Origin of the sequence: Cognatiyoonia koreensis (genome assembly GCF_900109295.1) — a bacterium.
GTDB lineage: Bacteria > Pseudomonadota > Alphaproteobacteria > Rhodobacterales > Rhodobacteraceae > Cognatiyoonia > Cognatiyoonia koreensis.
Window position 1 is genome coordinate 1258497 of record NZ_FOIZ01000001.1, and the last position, 15940, is coordinate 1274436.

Consider the following 15940-nt stretch of genomic DNA (forward strand, 5'->3'; position numbering starts at 1 on the left):
TGGGCCGTGCAGGGATAGGACAGGACGACATGGCTGAAAAGAAACAGGGCAACCGCTACTTTGTCTGGATCATCATGGCGCTGCTTTTTGTCGGCCTTCTGGGCTTTGGCACGGGCGGGCTGTCAGGCAATCTTCGCTCAATCGGAACAGTCGGTGAGAAAGAAATTTCAATCGCGCAGTATCAAAGCGCACTCAATCAACAAATCCGCGCGTTCGAGGCCCAGATTCAGCAACCCATCCCCTTTCAGCAGGCCCAGCAGTTCGGGATCGACCAACAAGTGCGGTCGCAGATTGTGACCGAGCGCACGCTGGACAACGAAACCAGCCAGCTTGGCATATCGGTTGGCGATGACCGTGTTCGCGAAGAGGTTTTGCGCATTCCCGCCTTCCGCGGTCTTGACGGTTCATTTGACCGCGAAGCATACCGATCAGCGCTCCAGCGCAGCGGACAGACTGAAGCGATGTTCGAGACAGCCATTCGTGAGGAAGTTGCCCGCACGTTGTTGCAAGGCGCGGTTGTCGGCGGTGTCCCGGCACCCGATGCCTATGCCGACGCTTTGGTTAAATTTGTTTCCGAACAGCGCACAGTAACGTGGGCCGCTGTTGATTCCGACGATCTGTCGGTGCCATTGCCCGGCCCCACAGCGGATGACCTTCAGACCTATTATTCCGAAAATCCCGAAGCGTTCACCGCGCCCGAAAGGCGTGAAATCACCTTTGCCTGGATGACGCCGGACATGATCCAGGACGGCATCGTCGTCTCCGAAGATGAACTGCGTCAGGCCTATGACGCCCGCGCCGACCAATATATCCGCCCCGAGCGACGCCTTGTCGAGCGACTAGTCTTTTCTGATGCCGAAACGGCCAATGCAGCGATGACACGTATCCAAGCGGGCGAAGCGACCTTTGAAGACCTAGTCAGCGAGATGGGGTTCAGTCTGTCGGATACCGATCTTGGCGATGTCAGCCAAGACGACCTTGGTGCCGCAGGTGAAGCCATTTTTGCAGCCCAGCCGACGGATGTCGTTGGACCACTGGATTCCGAATTCGGCCCCGCGATCTTTCGCATGAACGCCGTTCTGGCCGCGCAGGAAACCAGTTTCGAAGATGCAGCACCCGATCTGCAGGAAGAACTTTCGGCCGACCGCGCGCGCCGCCAGATTGAAACCGTCGCCGAAAACATTAACGACCTTCTTGCGGGCGGTGCCACATTGGAAAATCTCGCTGAAACTACCGACATGGAATTGGGTACGATCAGTTTCGATGAGAACAGCAGCGAAGGTATCGCTGCCTACGACTCTTTCAGAGCCGTAGCCGCCACCGTCACTGAAGGCGCATTCCCGGAGCTGGAACAGCTTGAGGACGGTGGCATCTTTGCCCTGCGCCTTGGCAGCGTGACGCCACCGACAGTGCGCCCGTTTGACGACGTAGAAGACGCTGTGGCGCGTGCGTGGAACCAACAAACCGAACGTGACGCAGTGTTGGCCCGCGCAGAAGAACTCGCTGCCTCGATTACAGCCGACAGCAACATGAACGACGCAGGCTTGCTTGCCATCGCGGAACCGCCTTTGACACGACGCAGCTTTGTCGAAGGCACGCCGCCAAGTTTCATGACCGAAGTTTTCGAAATGGACACTGGAGAGGTCAAAGTTATCCCATCGGTCAACAACGTGCTGATTGTCCGACTTGAATCGATATCCCAACCATCACCTGATGATCCGCAGACCGCTGCAGAGCGCGAAGCCCTAGGTCAATCGGGGGCAGCGGGTATCGCACAGGACATTTTCGCAGCCTTCGCCGACGCCTTGCAGGCCCGCACAGAGGTCAACATCGATCAGGCCGCAGTCAACGCGGTTCACGCATCATTCCAGTAGGCACGCATGGCGCTTTTTCCCAGCTTTGATGAATTTGCAGCAGGCTATGACGCTGGGCTGAATCAGATCGTCTATACACGGATTGCTGCCGATCTGGACACGCCTGTTTCGCTCATGCTGAAGCTGACGGACGCGGGCACGAATGCGTTCATGCTGGAGAGTGTCACTGGCGGTGAGGTGCGAGGACGCTATTCAATCATCGGGATGAACCCCGATCTTATCTGGGAATGTCGCGGTACAAGATCGCGTATCAATCGTGATGCCCGTTTCAATCCCGATGCTTTCAAAGACATGGACGAAGACCCACTGACAGCGCTCCGCTCTATTCTTGCAGAAAGCAGGATCGAACTGCCGGGTGATCTGCCAGCCGCCTCTGCCGGGCTGTTCGGCTACCTGGGATACGACATGATCCGCCTGGTCGAGCATCTACCAGATGTGAACCCTGACCCGCTTGATCTGCCGGATGCAGTCATGTTTCGGCCATCAGTCGTGGCAGTATTGGACGGTGTGAAGGGAGACGTCATTCTCGTCGCACCGGCCTGGGCCAACGGCGGGCTCTCGGCGAAGGCAGCTTTTGCACAAGCGGCTGAGCGGGTCATGGACGCGCAGCGTCGCCTTGAGCGCGGTGTGACCAGTGACAGAGCCTTGCACGATCCCGCGCCCATTGCAGCACCTTTATCGAATTTTTCGCATCAGGGTTATCTTGATGCCGTCGAGAAGGCCAAGGACTACATCCGGGCTGGTGATATCTTTCAGGTTGTTCCGAGCCAGCGCTGGTCACAGGACTTCCGCGAACCGCCATTTGCACTCTACCGCAGCCTGCGGCGGACCAACCCGTCGCCTTTCATGTTCTTCTTCAACTTCGGTGGCTTTCAAGTCATCGGTGCTTCGCCAGAAATCCTTGTTCGGGTGTTCGGGTCAGAGGTCACGATCCGCCCGATCGCCGGGACGCGTCCGCGTGGTGCCACCCCAGCGGAAGATGCTGCAAACGAAGCAGACCTGATGGCTGACGAAAAGGAACTTGCTGAACATCTGATGCTGCTTGATCTTGGTCGGAACGATACAGGCAAGGTTTCCAAAATCGGCACTGTACGCCCAACGGAACAATTCATCGTCGAACGCTACAGTCACGTCATGCACATCGTCAGTAACGTCGTGGGCGAGTTGGCGGATGATCAGGATGCCCTTTCCGCTTTCTTTGCCGGGATGCCTGCCGGAACGGTGTCGGGAGCGCCCAAGGTGCGCGCGATGGAAATCATTGACGAACTCGAGCCGGAAAAGCGCGGTGTATACGGCGGCGGCTGTGGGTATTTCTCATCCAACGGTGATATGGACATGTGCATTGCATTGCGCACGGCCGTCTTGAAAGACCAGAAACTTTACATCCAAGCCGGTGGCGGTGTTGTGTATGATAGCGACCCAGAGGCCGAGTATCAGGAGACCGTCCATAAATCGAATGCGATCCGCAAAGCTGCAGCGGACGCTGCGATGTTCGACGGGTCTGGCAATACTTGAGAGGCGCTGCCTAGTCTGCTGTTAGAACAGCGGAAACAGGTGCCATCATGATTTGATCCGACCGGTTCGCGTTTGCCCATTCGATCAATGCGGTAAGCGTTTCGGCCCGAACCCGCGCCATCAATACAACGCCATCCTCGCGCCTGGCCCGGAATGCGGCCTGATCGAGAAAACGTCGAATGACGCGCGCGTTCTGATCTTCGGCGTCAAGGTCGCGATAGATCAACCCGGACGGCACACCCGAAGCTTCTGCGGTCCGAAGTCCGGTATTCAACCCCTGTGATACAGTCAGCAATCCGCGTCCATCACTGGCGAGTGCGGCGACGGCCTGGGCGAACACGTCGCGATCTTCCAGCAAATTCCCGTCGCCGGTCTCGACCATCATGACCGTTTCAGGCAGCGCAGCAAAGGCAGCTTCCAGTGCGACCTCAACGTCCGCCGGTTGCGCCCCGACAGGTAATTTGGCCTTCACTGCAACTTCGATTCCAGCTGCGCGATATGCTTCCATCGCTGCCGTTGCGCCATCAGCGGTCGGGTCAAGCACAACTGTTACGGGAAACGGCACTTGCGCAAGTGCAGCGGCGGCTTCTTGCAATGAACCGTCATCAACCAAGACAACGGACATCACCGGTTTGTTCTCGGGGTTTTCAAATTCTGCGGCGTATCGCTTAATTGCGGGCGCATCCGGATCAATCTCTGCAACCGGCTCGGCCTCTTCAGCGACATCATTATCAGCAGAGGAACCGCCACGGTTGATCACCACACCTTCCGTGCTTTCCGGCATGCTAGACGCCCGGTTATTTTCGATGATCGAAACAACCACGGGCGCGTCGTCCTCGCCTGGCGCTTGCTGCATTTCCGGATCAGTCACCACAACGGGTTCGGTGCCGCCATCAGATGGGGCTGACAGGGCTGGCGGTGTTTCGGTTGCTGGTGCGGGCGCTTCTTCCGCCGGAGGTGTGATAGGGTCGCTTGTTTCCGGTTCGATCAATTCGGCCGTTTCTATCACTTCGGGCTGAATTGGTTCCGCTGTTTCAGCCTCCACAACCGGCGCTGTGTCTGGGATTTCCGGAATGGATTCATCGACTGTCGCTGTCTCACCCTCATCAATCGGCTCTGGCTCTACCAGCGGTTCCGCGACATCTTCGACGACCACGGGTGCATCGTCCGCAACTGGCAACAGCGCAGTTTGCGTCTCAATTACCAGATCTTCCTCATTCGCTGGGACTTGTGGTGCCACAGATTGCGGGTTTGGCAACACCGGGTCTTCACCAGTGGTGCCGAGGTCTGGCAGTTCGGCACTTTCAGGCGCGACAAGGGCTGTTTCAACTGGCACGGCAGCTGGCACCTCAAGCGGGTCCGTATCCGTATCAGGCAAAGCGCCTTCAGCAACGGGAGCCAGCCCGGTCGGAACGGTCGGTTCTGCCGGTGTAGCAAGCTCTTCTACGACTTCGGCTATTTCTTCTGGTGTTTCAACTGACTGCGGGTCATCGGCGACGGCCTCGGGGGCCTCGGTCAAGGGTGGCACGGGCGGCTTGTTACCTGCGGGCTGCGGACCGGAAAGCGAGATCGCGACCAGCGCGAAACTTCCAGACAAAAGTCCCCAAAACGCACCCGAAAGAAGCGATCTCATCATTGCACCTGTGTACTCGACTTTGCCCAACACGTCTTTTGCAACCTTGACCTTTTGATCGGCCCCGGCGCATGTATTGGGCACACTATAGCTTGACCCATTAAGGGTCTGGTAGTCCTAAATTTACGCTTGGCGGTCCCATGCTACTTCTGATCGACAACTACGACAGCTTTACCTACAACCTCGTGCACTATCTGGGAGAGCTTGGAGCCGATGTGCATGTGCATCGAAACGATGCGCTGAACGTACAGGAAGCGATGGCGCTGCGCCCCGAAGCAATCGTTTTGTCCCCTGGACCCTGCGATCCGGCACAGGCGGGGATCTGCCTGGCACTGACGGCAGCGGCTGCAGAAACCCGTACGCCGTTGTTGGGAGTTTGCCTTGGCCACCAGACGATTGGCGAGGCATTCGGCGGAAAGGTCGTCCGTTGTCACGAGATCGTACATGGTAAGATGGGCACGATGAAACACACTGGGAAGGGCTTGTTCAAGGGTCTTCCCTCGCCTTTTCAAGCGACCCGCTATCATTCCCTGACAGTTGATCGCGACACCCTCCCCGACTGCCTTGAAATCACGGCCGACCTCGATGACGGCGTCATCATGGGTTTGCAGCATAAAACCCTGCCAATCCACGGCGTGCAATTTCATCCTGAAAGCATCCGGTCCGAACATGGCCACCAGATGCTGCAGAATTTCCTTGATATGTTGAAGGTGCCAGCATGAGCGATGCGATGAAGCCACTCATCCATGCAGCCGCCGAAGGCCCGCTGACACGCGATCAAGCTGAAGAGGCATTCGAAATTCTGTTCAATGGCGAAGCGACGCCTGCGCAGATCGGCGGGTTCTTGATGGCGCTGCGCACGCGCGGCGAAACCGTTGACGAATACGCGGCCGCAGCAGCCGTCATGCGTGCCAAGTGCAAGCCGGTCAATGCCCCTGCCGGCGCAATGGACATTGTTGGCACCGGAGGTGATGGCAAGCACACGTTAAATATCTCGACAGCCACGGCCTTTGTTGTCGCAGGCGCGGGTGTGCCTGTCGCGAAGCACGGTAATCGCAACCTGTCGTCCAAATCCGGCACTGCAGACGTCCAAACCCAGATGGGTATCAACGTCATGGTCGGTCCGGAGGTGGTCGAAGCAGGGCTACGCGAGGCAGGCATTGGTTTCATGATGGCACCAATGCATCATCCTGCCATCGCGCATGTCATGCCCACCCGTGCTGAACTTGGCACAAGAACGATATTCAACATATTGGGACCATTGACAAATCCCGCAGGCGTCAAGCGGCAACTTACGGGTGCGTTTTCACGCGACCTGATCCGCCCGATGGCCGAAACGCTGCTCGCGCTTGGCACTGACAGCGCATGGCTTGTCCATGGGTCTGATGGCACAGACGAGCTGACAATTACCGGCACGAGCTGGGTCGCCGCTGTCGAAAAAGGCCAGGTTCGCGAATTCGAGATCACGCCCGCCGATGCCGAATTGCAGGAACATCCCTTCGAAGCGATCGTGGGTGGCACCCCGGAAGAAAACGCTACTGCTTTCCGTGCGCTTCTGGATGGCGAAGAAAGTGCCTATCGTGATGCTGTTTTGTTGAATGCTGCGGCTGCTCTTTTGGTGGCCGGCAAGGTTGCAAGCCTGCCGGAGGGTGTGGCAATGGCGCGCGAGAGCATCGACGGCGGCAAAGCAAAATCGGCCGTCGAGACACTGGCACGGATCACGTCGGCCGCATGACGGCGCATAATCTGTCTGTGCTTGGCGCATGGAAATCGCTGCCGTTCTTTACCACCAGATGGCCAGCGATACGTGCAGCCCTTCAAGATGATGTCCTCCCGCCGCCCGATCTGACTTTCGCTGCACTTGCGCGGACGCAACCGGACGCAACAAAGGTCGTCATACTGGGCCAGGACCCCTATCACACCCCCGGCAAAGCCGACGGTTTGGCCTTTTCAATCCCTGACCGCTTTGGCGGCCGCCTTGATAGCCTTGGAAATATCTTCAAAGAACTGTCGGACGATCTGCAGGTGGTGCGTCGCAAGACATCACTTGAAGACTGGGCAGATCAGGGTGTTTTGCTTCTGAACACCGCGCTGAGTGTGCCACCTGGTAAACCAAAGGCACATGTAAAACTTGGCTGGTCGCATCTGGTTTGCGACGTCCTGCAGCGCCTTGCGGACAAGCCCCGCGCATTCATCCTGTGGGGTGGTCCGGCGCAGTCCTATAGACCCTACATTGCGGGCGACCACCTGATCCTGACGTCAGCGCACCCTTCGCCTTTGTCAGCCTATCGCGGCTTTTTCGGCTCGCGCCCCTTTTCGCGCGTGAACCTGTGGCTTATTGAACAGGGCGAAGAGCCAATCAACTGGGCGGACCCATGAGCGACATCCTAGAGAAGATCAAAACTTACAAATTGGAGGAAGTCGCAACCCGAAAGGCTGCCGTTCCACTGACGGATGTGGAGGCTGCCGCGCACGAAGCGCCACCAACCCGTGGTTTTGCGGCCAGATTGCATGAGGCGAGCCGCACAGGCTATGGCCTGATTGCCGAGATCAAGAAAGCGAGCCCTTCCAAAGGTTTGATCCGCGCGGACTTCGATCCGCCCCTGTTAGCAAAAGCGTACGCAGATGGCGGTGCCGCATGCCTGTCCGTCCTCACAGATACACCTTCCTTTCAGGGTGATGACAGCTATCTGACAGCAGCGCGGTCTGCCTGCGATCTGCCCGCGTTGCGCAAGGATTTCATGTATGACACCTATCAGGTCGCCGAAGCCCGTGCGCTGCATGCGGATTGCATTCTGATTATCCTTGCCAGTGTTTCAGACGCGCAGGCACAGGAATTGGAAGAGGCGGCCATCGCCTGGGATATGGATGTCCTGTTGGAAGTGCACGACGCAGATGAGTTGGAGCGCGCCTGCAATTTGAAATCCCCGCTGATGGGCATCAACAATCGCAACCTGAAGACCTTCGAAACGACGTTGGACACAACACGCACCTTGTCACGCTTGGTGCCGCCTGATCGCACGATCGTTTGCGAGAGTGGGCTGTCCACACCCGCAGAATTGGCCGATATGGCGCGATATGGTGCACGTAGCTTTCTGATAGGAGAAAGCCTGATGCGGCAGGAAGACGTCGCCGCGGCGACTCGCACGTTATTGGCCAATCCATTGACAGCGGGTGGCATGTGATGCCCCTCACCCATTTTGACGAGAGTGGCAAAGCGCATATGGTCGATGTCTCGGACAAGGATGTGACGGCACGCATCGCGGTTGCCGAGGGACACATCACGATGACGTCCGAGACCCTGTCGCTCATCACTGAAGGTCGAGCCGAAAAAGGCGACGTCCTTTGCATTGCACGTCTGGCTGGCATCATGGGGGCAAAGAAGACAGCCGATCTGATCCCGCTGTGCCATCCGCTGCCAATTTCCAAAGTCAGCGTTGATCTCACTCCGGATAGCGCCCTGCCCGGCATTCGTATCAGTGCCACCGTCAAGACAACTGGCAAGACGGGCGTTGAAATGGAGGCGCTGACAGCTGTGTCAACTGCGGCCTTGACGGTTCATGATATGGTTAAAGCGGTCCAGAAGGACATGGTGATCGGTGGTATTCGGGTCACGTTGAAGGACGGTGGGAAATCCGGCCGGTTTAGCGCCGAATGAGCGCGGTCCGGTTCTGACATGATTTCGGTTTCTGACGCTCTTGACCACCTTTTTGCGCTTGTGCGCGTTCTCCCGGCAGAACACGTTCCCTTGCGCGTTGCCGCTGGCCGCGTGTTGGCCGAAACGGTGCGTGCCACGCGCACACAACCGCCTTTTGCGGCCAGTGCAATGGATGGCTATGCGATAAACAGGGCGGGTTTGCGGACTGGGGCGACGTATCGCATTATCGGAGAGGCTGCAGCCGGCCATCGTTTTGCAGGGAATGTCGGTAATGCTGAGGCTGTGCGCATCTTTACCGGCGCGCCTGTCCCTGACGGTGCGGATTGCATCGTCATTCAGGAAGATGTCGACCGTGAAGGCGACACCATCACGTTACGCGACAACCGGGACAGCAAGAGCCACATCCGTGCCGCAGGTCAGGATTTCCAAGTAGGCGATCCAATTGAGGCCCCTTGCATTTTGAACCCGTCTGATGTGGCCCTGCTTGCCGCCATGAATGTTCCGCGGGTCCCGGTCGCGCGCAAACCCAGCGTTGCGATCATTCCGACAGGTGATGAACTCGTGCAGCCCGGCGAAACACCGGGGCCCGACCAGATCATCGCCTCCAACAGCTATGGGTTGGCCGCACTGCTCGAAGCGAATGGTGCAAACCCGCGGCTCTTGCCGATTGCCCGTGATACGACAGCGTCACTCGCTTTGGCATTCAATCTTGCGAAAGATGCTGACCTGATCATCACAATTGGGGGGGCCTCGGTCGGTGATCATGATCTGGTCGGCGAAGCTGCAGCGCAAGGTGGCATGCAGCAGGCATTCTATAAGGTCGCAATGCGCCCCGGAAAGCCACTGATGGCGGGTCGAATAGGTTCCGCGATGATGGTCGGACTGCCGGGCAATCCGGTCTCTGCTATGGTCTGTGGGCATGTTTTTGTCGTGCCCGTCATCCGCGCGATGCTCGGTCTGCCCGCACAGCCTGCGCAAAGAAAAAGTGTGACGCTGGTCCATGACATTGATGCAAATGGCCCCCGTGAACACTATATGCGGGGGCACGTGACAGCGGAAGGCCTAACGATATTTGAACGCCAGGACAGTGCATTGTTGCGCGTGCTTGCGAATGCCAACTGCCTTGCCATTAGGCCAGCACATGACGGACCGCGGATGCAGGGCGACATGCTTGATATCATCATGATCTGATCGACCCGACGTCCAAACGTCCCTGACTGTTGACACAAAACAAGAACATCCCTAGAACATATGCAAAACGCCGCCAAGCGCGTGGCCATGATATGAGGGTGCAGCATGCTGACCAAAAAACAACTCGACCTGCTTGAATTCATTCACAAGCGCGTCCAACGCGATGGCGTGCCGCCGTCCTTTGACGAGATGAAGGAAGCGCTTGATCTGCGATCGAAATCCGGCATCCACCGACTGATTACGGCGCTTGAAGAACGCGGCTTTATCCGTCGGCTCGCCCACAAAGCGCGCGCGCTGGAAATTGTGAAACTGCCAGACGCCATGGGGAAATCCGGCTTCAACCCGCGTGTTATCGACGGCGACAGGCCTGACAGCACACCATCCAATGCGCATCGCGTCGAGATTTCGGCGATCGAGTTGCCCGTCATGGGCAAGATTGCTGCCGGTGTCCCGATCGAGGCGATTTCACATGTGTCCCACAATGTCGCGGTGCCTCAATCCATGCTTGGCAACGGTGAGCATTACGCGCTGGAGGTCAAGGGCGACTCCATGATCGACGCCGGAATCAACAGCGGCGATATCGTTGTGATCAAGGAAACCAGCGTTGCTGACGATGGTGATATTGTTGTTGCGCTAGTCGAAGATCAGGAAGCGACGCTAAAAACCCTTCGCCGCCACGGTAAATCGATCGCCCTTGAAGCCGCGAACCCAGCATACGAAACCCGCATCTTCAACGCCGACCAAGTCAAGGTGCAAGGTAAGCTTGTCGGATTGATCCGCACCTATTGATTCACGCCTGAAAGCGTTAGGGCGGGCTGCTCTTGCGGCCCGCTTCTTGGTTGAAGGGTCAGCGTCGGCGGGATGGAACCGGTGTCGATCCCGGCCCTGTTCCATGGCCGCACACCGACCCTGTCGCGCACCGTTTCGATCCGAAGCCCGGCATCCTGAACGTAGAGCGCAACGGCACCAACGTCACGCAGTTGCCCAACATCAAGCACGAGACATGGCCTTGGCCTCTCAACGATCTGGTTTGAAACCAATACCTGTGCACCGCCGCAACCATCCAAGTCTTGAAGCGCGGTGACCCCTGCCAGTTTGATTACCTCGATATCTCCAATCCTAGTGCGCCACACACGTCCAGCCATCTCTATCCCGGGACGCGCAGCCGCAATCACCTGATCGGTCGGTGCGCCATCGTTTTCAAGCCATATCCCGGCGACAAAACTGCTGCCTCGGTCGCGCGACAGTGCCCGCCCTTCCGATCCCATGACTCCGATCAGATTACCGTTGTCTGCAATGAGAACATTGGGCCTGTCTGTCTGGCCCCAAATCAAAAAGGCAGATGCAACGCCAACCATGCCAGCGAAACGTCCTTTACCTTGCCAGAGGACCATCAGCAAAAGCCCAAGTGTCAAAATCGGGAGCACCGCACTGCCGGGGGCAACGACGTAGCTGACAGCGCCATCCCATTCCGAAACGCTGCGGGCAACGAACAAGATCCAGCGCAGACCAAGATCCATGATCCAAAGTCCCACTTCCCATAGACCGAAGGGCGCAAGACAGACGGACAGGACCGCCGCTGGCATGACAACCGCCCCCATCAAGGGCACGGACAATACATTCGCCACAAGACCGAAGTGCGACACTTGGTTGAAATGTGCGGCAGCAAATGGCGCAGTGGCAAGCCCCGCAACGGCCGATGAAACCAGAACGGACAGCGGCGCGCGTACCCATTTCGGCAAACTCCTGTCCATTCCGCGGATTGCTCGAAAGACGGCCACCAACGCCGTGGTTGCAGCGAATGACATCTGAAAACCCGGGCCAGCCAGCGCCTCTGGTCGCAGAACCAGCACGATTGTTGCCGCAATCGCGACCGCCCGTAGAGTCAGTGCCCGTCTGTCCAACAATATGGCGACGAACATTGTACTGACCATGATAAATGCGCGCTCTGTCGCGACATTCCCGCCGGACAGCGCCAGATACCCCGCGCCAACGATAATTGCACAGACAGCTGCGATTTTCTTGACGGGGTAGCGAAGCGCAAGCGTCGGGGAAAGTGCCACGAAAGACCGGATCACAGCGAACACAAAGCCCGTGAGAAGACCCATGTGCAGGCCGGAAATCGCAAGCAGGTGGGCCAGGTTGGACCTGCGCAAATCGTTCAACGTTTCCTGCGACATGGCAGCCCTGTTACCGGTCATGATTGCAGCTGCGAAAGCACCCGTTTCGCCCGGCAAAGCGGCGCGAACGGATTGTGAAATCCGCATGCGTGTATCAAAAACCCAAAGGTCCCAGCCTTGATCCGCAGGTTCGCTGCGCAGGACTGGCGTGCGCGTGTATCCGACCGCGCCGAGTCCGGCAAACCATGCATGTCGCTGAAAATCAAAACCGCCGGGTTCCGCCGGACCAGATGGCGGCGAAAGATGTCCTGTCATGATAAGTCGGTCTCCGGGTCGGAATGACCTGATGGGCTGATCGCCATGTACGGAAATCCGGACCCGCTCCGGGGTGCGGGACGGGGCCATGTCCATCGCCACTTGATCCAGCGTCAGCCTGACCGCGTCGCTGGCGGATCTGTCGATGTTCACGACGCGCCCCGCAACAGGCCCATAGTAGCGGAAGGTCAGAACGGGCGCGGCCACGCTTTCCGTGCGCCATTTTGCGAGCCCTGCCCCGCAGCCGACCAGAGCAAGCGCAATGCACAATGGCGCAACGGCAGTTGGAACCTTACGCGCGACCAGAAGCACGACGACGGAAGCAAATGCGACTGCACCCCAGGCAACTGGCCCCGGTTCTATCCGAAGAGAAAAGTAAACGCCGATTCCGATACCAAGACAAACCGGCACCCAACACAGCAGCATGCCGCGTTGAGCCAATAAAGCATCAGCGATGATGGCGGTGGGTCGCACTTGTCCTTACCCCGCGACTTCGCGTATCCCGCAAATGAACCTGCCGACCTTGGCGGGACAAGGTAAACCAAAGGTTAATCACATGAGCGTCGTTACCCGTTTCGCCCCTTCCCCAACCGGCGCATTGCATATCGGTGGCGCCCGTACCGCGCTATTCAACTGGCTGTTTGCGCGGGGACGCGGCGGCAAGTTCCTATTGCGCATCGAAGACACTGATCGCGCCCGTTCATCAGACGAGAACACGCAAGCCATCCTTGATGGGCTGAGCTGGCTTGGCCTTGATTGGGACGGGGAACCGACCAGCCAAAACGCGCAGGCTGCACGCCACGCAGAAGTTGCGCACGCTCTGCTTGCAGCCGGCAAGGCCTACAAATGCTTTGCAACGCAAGAAGAGATCGAAGCGTTTCGTGAAAAGGCGCGTGCTGAAAAGACATCAACACTGTATCGCTCGCCTTGGCGTGACGTTTCGGAAAGCGAACATCCAGACGCGCCTTATGTCGTCCGCATCAAGGCACCGCGCGATGGCTCGACCACACTGAGTGATGCCGTTCAAGGCGACGTCACATGGCAAAACGACCAACTCGACGATATGATTTTGCTGCGCTCGGATGGATCGCCCGTCTACATGCTGGCTGTTGTCGTGGACGATCATGATATGGGTGTCACGCATGTCATTCGTGGCGATGATCACCTCGCCAATGCCTTTCGGCAGAATATGATTTATGACGCCATGGGCTGGGCCAAGCCAACACTGGCACATATCCCTCTGATTTTTGGGCCGGATGGCAAGAAACTGTCCAAACGGCACGGCGCGACCGGTGCGGCGGAATACCAGGCGATGGGGTATCCTGCGGCTGGTATGCGAAACTATCTCACTCGTCTTGGGTGGAGCCACGGTGATGATGAATTCTTCACGGATGATCAGGCCAAAGAGTGGTTTGATCTTGACGGGATTGGCAAGTCACCGGCGCGTTTCGACTTTAAAAAACTCGAAAACATTTGTGGCCAGCATATTGCGGCAGCGGACGATGCTGCACTGCTGCATGAAATCAATGCATTTCTTGATGTTACAGGTGCGTTACCACTTTCGGATTCGCAGAAGGCCGGGTTGTTGGATGCGATGTATTGCCTCAAGGAGCGGGCGAAGACGCTACCTGAACTTCTTGAAAAGGCTCATTTTATCCTGACGACGCGGCCCATCGTTCCAGATGAGAAATCTGCGAAAAATCTGGATAATGTATCCCGTGGTATACTGACAGAATTGACGCCGCACTTGCAAAATGCTAGCTGGGATCGCAACACGCTTGAGGAGGTTGTTTCGTCCGTGGCAGAGGCCAATGATACGAAGCTTGGCAAGCTGGCAGGCCCGCTGCGTGCAGCACTTGCCGGACGCGCTGTCTCCCCTTCTGTTTTTGACATGATGCTTGTCATCGGACGGGACGAAACAATTGCCCGCCTGAACGATGCATCCGCCTGACACCTTTTTGTAACCTATCGCGGTTACGGCAGGGCGAGGCTTAACGGACACGCGCAGGCCGGGGTATGCCGGACCTGCTGACATGGGGAATGAACATGGCAGATAACAAAACCGCAACGCTGAGCATCGGCGACAAATCCTATGAATTGCCCGTCCTCTCCCCGACGGCTGGACCAGATGTGATCGATATCCGCAAACTTTATGCGGAAGCGGGTGTCTTTACCTATGATCCCGGCTTCACGTCGACCGCATCCACTGACTCTACCATCACCTTCATTGACGGTGGCAAGGGCGAGTTGTTGCACCGCGGTTATCCGATCGATCAACTTGCAAGCGAATCTCACTATCTCGAAGTCTGCTATCTTCTGCTCTATGGCGAACTACCTACGGCCGCACAGCTCGAAGACTTTGAATCACGTGTGACAAATCACACTATGCTGCACGAGCAGATGATGAATTTCTTCCGCGGATTCCGTCGCGACGCCCATCCCATGGCGATCATGGTTGGTGTTGTGGGGGCGATGTCCGCGTTCTATCACGACTCTACGGACATTTCGGACCCGTGGCAGCGCGAAGTCGCGTCCATCCGGCTGATTGCGAAAATGCCGACAATTGCAGCGATGGCGTTCAAGTATCACGTCGGTCAGCCGTTTGTTTATCCCAAGAACAGCCTCGACTATGCATCGAATTTCCTGAACATGTGCTTCAGCGTTCCGGCAGAAGATTATCATGTAGATCCGATCCTTGCGCGTGCGATGGATCGCATCTTTACGCTGCATGCTGATCACGAACAAAATGCGTCGACTTCGACAGTACGGTTGGCATCCTCGTCCGGTGCAAACCCATTCGCTTGTATCGCGGCCGGTATCGCTTGCCTTTGGGGTCCGGCGCACGGTGGTGCGAACCAAGCCTGTCTTGAAATGCTGCGCGAAATTGGCACCGTGGACCGAATCCCGGAATACATCGCGCGCGCAAAGGACAAAGAGGATCCGTTCCGCCTGATGGGCTTTGGCCACCGTGTCTACAAGAACTTTGACCCGCGTGCGACTGTGATGAAGGAAAGCGCAGACGAGGTGTTGGAACTTCTCGGTGTCGAGAACAACCCGACACTGCAGGTTGCGAAAGAACTGGAAAAAGCAGCACTTGCCGATCCGTACTTTGCCGAAAAGAAGCTTTTTCCGAACGTGGATTTCTACTCGGGGATCATCCTTGAAGCGATGGGTTTCCCGACGTCTATGTTCACGCCGATTTTTGCGCTTTCACGCACGGTTGGCTGGATCTCGCAGTGGAAGGAACAGCTGTCCGATCCGCAACTTAAGATTGGCCGCCCGCGTCAGCTTTACATGGGCGAAACATCCCGCAATTACGTCGACATCGAAAAGCGATAGACTTGAATGGGCCGCTATAAGCGGCCCGATTTCATTTGGCCTCGTGGCGATCACTGATACCTTGCCGCCATCATGAAACACGTTTTTTCCGCCTTGGCGCCTTACCTGTCACCTGTCGCTGCCAAGGCAGGAGATCCCTCCCCGATCACTCTGAATATCCATGACCTTCGTGTGCCGTCCTGATTTGATCGAAAAAACGTGCTGGATGGGCTTCAATCGAAAACTGCTTGGCTCGGCTTTACGCACGCGCCACACGCGCAAGGAATTGGCATCAAACGACTTCAACCAAATAGCC

At 57.3% G+C, this 15940-nt stretch carries 13 protein-coding genes; 11 read left to right on the forward strand and 2 right to left on the reverse strand.

Annotated elements, in window-relative coordinates:
• Positions 1-29 precede the first annotated feature (29 nt).
• Both BMY44_RS06300 and trpE read left to right on the forward strand, forming a co-directional pair.
• Complete coding sequence (locus tag BMY44_RS06300) at positions 30-1874, forward strand: peptidyl-prolyl cis-trans isomerase (protein WP_089991659.1); 1845 nt, start codon at positions 30-32, stop codon at positions 1872-1874.
• Between the two features lie 6 nt (positions 1875-1880).
• The gene (trpE, locus tag BMY44_RS06305; protein WP_089991662.1) at positions 1881-3389 is read left to right on the forward strand and encodes an anthranilate synthase component I; all 1509 of its coding nucleotides are present in this window, start codon (positions 1881-1883) and stop codon (positions 3387-3389) included.
• Between the two features lie 10 nt (positions 3390-3399).
• On the opposite strand, the gene BMY44_RS06310 is transcribed toward trpE, so the two are convergent.
• Positions 3400-5025 (reverse strand): divergent polysaccharide deacetylase family protein, encoded by a 1626-nt coding sequence (locus BMY44_RS06310; RefSeq protein ID WP_131801582.1) that lies wholly within the window; start codon positions 5023-5025, stop codon positions 3400-3402.
• 137 nt (positions 5026-5162) lie between these two features.
• Here BMY44_RS06310 and BMY44_RS06315 point away from each other — a divergent pair, with 137 nt between their 5' ends.
• The 7 genes from BMY44_RS06315 (at position 5163) to lexA (ending at position 10660) form a co-directional block, all read left to right on the forward strand.
• Positions 5163-5744, forward strand: coding sequence for an anthranilate synthase component II (locus tag BMY44_RS06315; protein WP_089991668.1), 582 nt, complete (start codon positions 5163-5165; stop codon positions 5742-5744).
• Entirely contained in the window at positions 5741-6757 is a 1017-nt protein-coding gene (trpD, locus tag BMY44_RS06320; RefSeq protein ID WP_089991671.1) for an anthranilate phosphoribosyltransferase, read from the forward strand. The genes BMY44_RS06315 and trpD overlap by 4 nt, the downstream gene beginning before the upstream one ends.
• Positions 6754-7401, forward strand: coding sequence for a uracil-DNA glycosylase (locus BMY44_RS06325; RefSeq protein ID WP_089991673.1), 648 nt, complete (start codon positions 6754-6756; stop codon positions 7399-7401). Before trpD ends, BMY44_RS06325 begins: the two co-directional genes overlap by 4 nt.
• Positions 7398-8207, forward strand: a complete 810-nt coding sequence (gene trpC / locus BMY44_RS06330; RefSeq protein ID WP_089991677.1) for an indole-3-glycerol phosphate synthase TrpC — start codon at positions 7398-7400, stop codon at positions 8205-8207. Before BMY44_RS06325 ends, trpC begins: the two co-directional genes overlap by 4 nt.
• Positions 8207-8680 (forward strand): cyclic pyranopterin monophosphate synthase MoaC, encoded by a 474-nt coding sequence (gene moaC / locus BMY44_RS06335; RefSeq protein WP_089991679.1) that lies wholly within the window; start codon positions 8207-8209, stop codon positions 8678-8680. Before trpC ends, moaC begins: the two co-directional genes overlap by 1 nt.
• Positions 8681-8698: 18 nt before the next feature.
• Positions 8699-9871, forward strand: coding sequence for a molybdopterin molybdotransferase MoeA (locus BMY44_RS06340; protein ID WP_089991682.1), 1173 nt, complete (start codon positions 8699-8701; stop codon positions 9869-9871).
• A 105-nt stretch (positions 9872-9976) separates the two neighbouring features.
• On the forward strand, positions 9977-10660 hold the full coding sequence (gene lexA, locus BMY44_RS06345) for a transcriptional repressor LexA (protein WP_089991685.1): 684 nt from the start codon (positions 9977-9979) through the stop codon (positions 10658-10660).
• On the opposite strand, the gene BMY44_RS06350 is transcribed toward lexA, so the two are convergent.
• Positions 10654-12780, reverse strand: coding sequence for a ComEC/Rec2 family competence protein (locus BMY44_RS06350; protein WP_341349647.1), 2127 nt, complete (start codon positions 12778-12780; stop codon positions 10654-10656). The two genes, lexA and BMY44_RS06350, sit on opposite strands and share 7 nt — an antisense overlap.
• An 82-nt stretch (positions 12781-12862) precedes the next feature.
• Between BMY44_RS06350 and gltX the strand changes: the two genes are divergently transcribed.
• Positions 12863-14257 carry a glutamate--tRNA ligase gene (gene gltX / locus BMY44_RS06355; RefSeq protein ID WP_089991688.1) on the forward strand — a complete coding sequence of 465 codons (1395 nt, stop codon included), beginning with the start codon at positions 12863-12865 and terminating at the stop codon, positions 14255-14257.
• 95 nt (positions 14258-14352) lie between these two features.
• Positions 14353-15645, forward strand: coding sequence for a citrate synthase (gltA, locus tag BMY44_RS06360; protein WP_089994637.1), 1293 nt, complete (start codon positions 14353-14355; stop codon positions 15643-15645).
• The last annotated feature ends 295 nt before the right edge of the window (positions 15646-15940 follow it).

Coding starts and splice junctions, on each gene's coding strand:
- BMY44_RS06300 (WP_089991659.1), top strand. CDS start 30: ATGGCTGAAAAGAAACAGGGCAACCGCTACTTTGTCTGGATCATCATG.
- trpE (WP_089991662.1), top strand. CDS start 1,881: ATGGCGCTTTTTCCCAGCTTTGATGAATTTGCAGCAGGCTATGACGCT.
- BMY44_RS06310 (WP_131801582.1), bottom strand. CDS start 5,025: ATGATGAGATCGCTTCTTTCGGGTGCGTTTTGGGGACTTTTGTCTGGA.
- BMY44_RS06315 (WP_089991668.1), top strand. CDS start 5,163: ATGCTACTTCTGATCGACAACTACGACAGCTTTACCTACAACCTCGTG.
- trpD (WP_089991671.1), top strand. CDS start 5,741: ATGAGCGATGCGATGAAGCCACTCATCCATGCAGCCGCCGAAGGCCCG.
- BMY44_RS06325 (WP_089991673.1), top strand. CDS start 6,754: ATGACGGCGCATAATCTGTCTGTGCTTGGCGCATGGAAATCGCTGCCG.
- trpC (WP_089991677.1), top strand. CDS start 7,398: ATGAGCGACATCCTAGAGAAGATCAAAACTTACAAATTGGAGGAAGTC.
- moaC (WP_089991679.1), top strand. CDS start 8,207: ATGCCCCTCACCCATTTTGACGAGAGTGGCAAAGCGCATATGGTCGAT.
- BMY44_RS06340 (WP_089991682.1), top strand. CDS start 8,699: ATGATTTCGGTTTCTGACGCTCTTGACCACCTTTTTGCGCTTGTGCGC.
- lexA (WP_089991685.1), top strand. CDS start 9,977: ATGCTGACCAAAAAACAACTCGACCTGCTTGAATTCATTCACAAGCGC.
- gltX (WP_089991688.1), top strand. CDS start 12,863: ATGAGCGTCGTTACCCGTTTCGCCCCTTCCCCAACCGGCGCATTGCAT.
- gltA (WP_089994637.1), top strand. CDS start 14,353: ATGGCAGATAACAAAACCGCAACGCTGAGCATCGGCGACAAATCCTAT.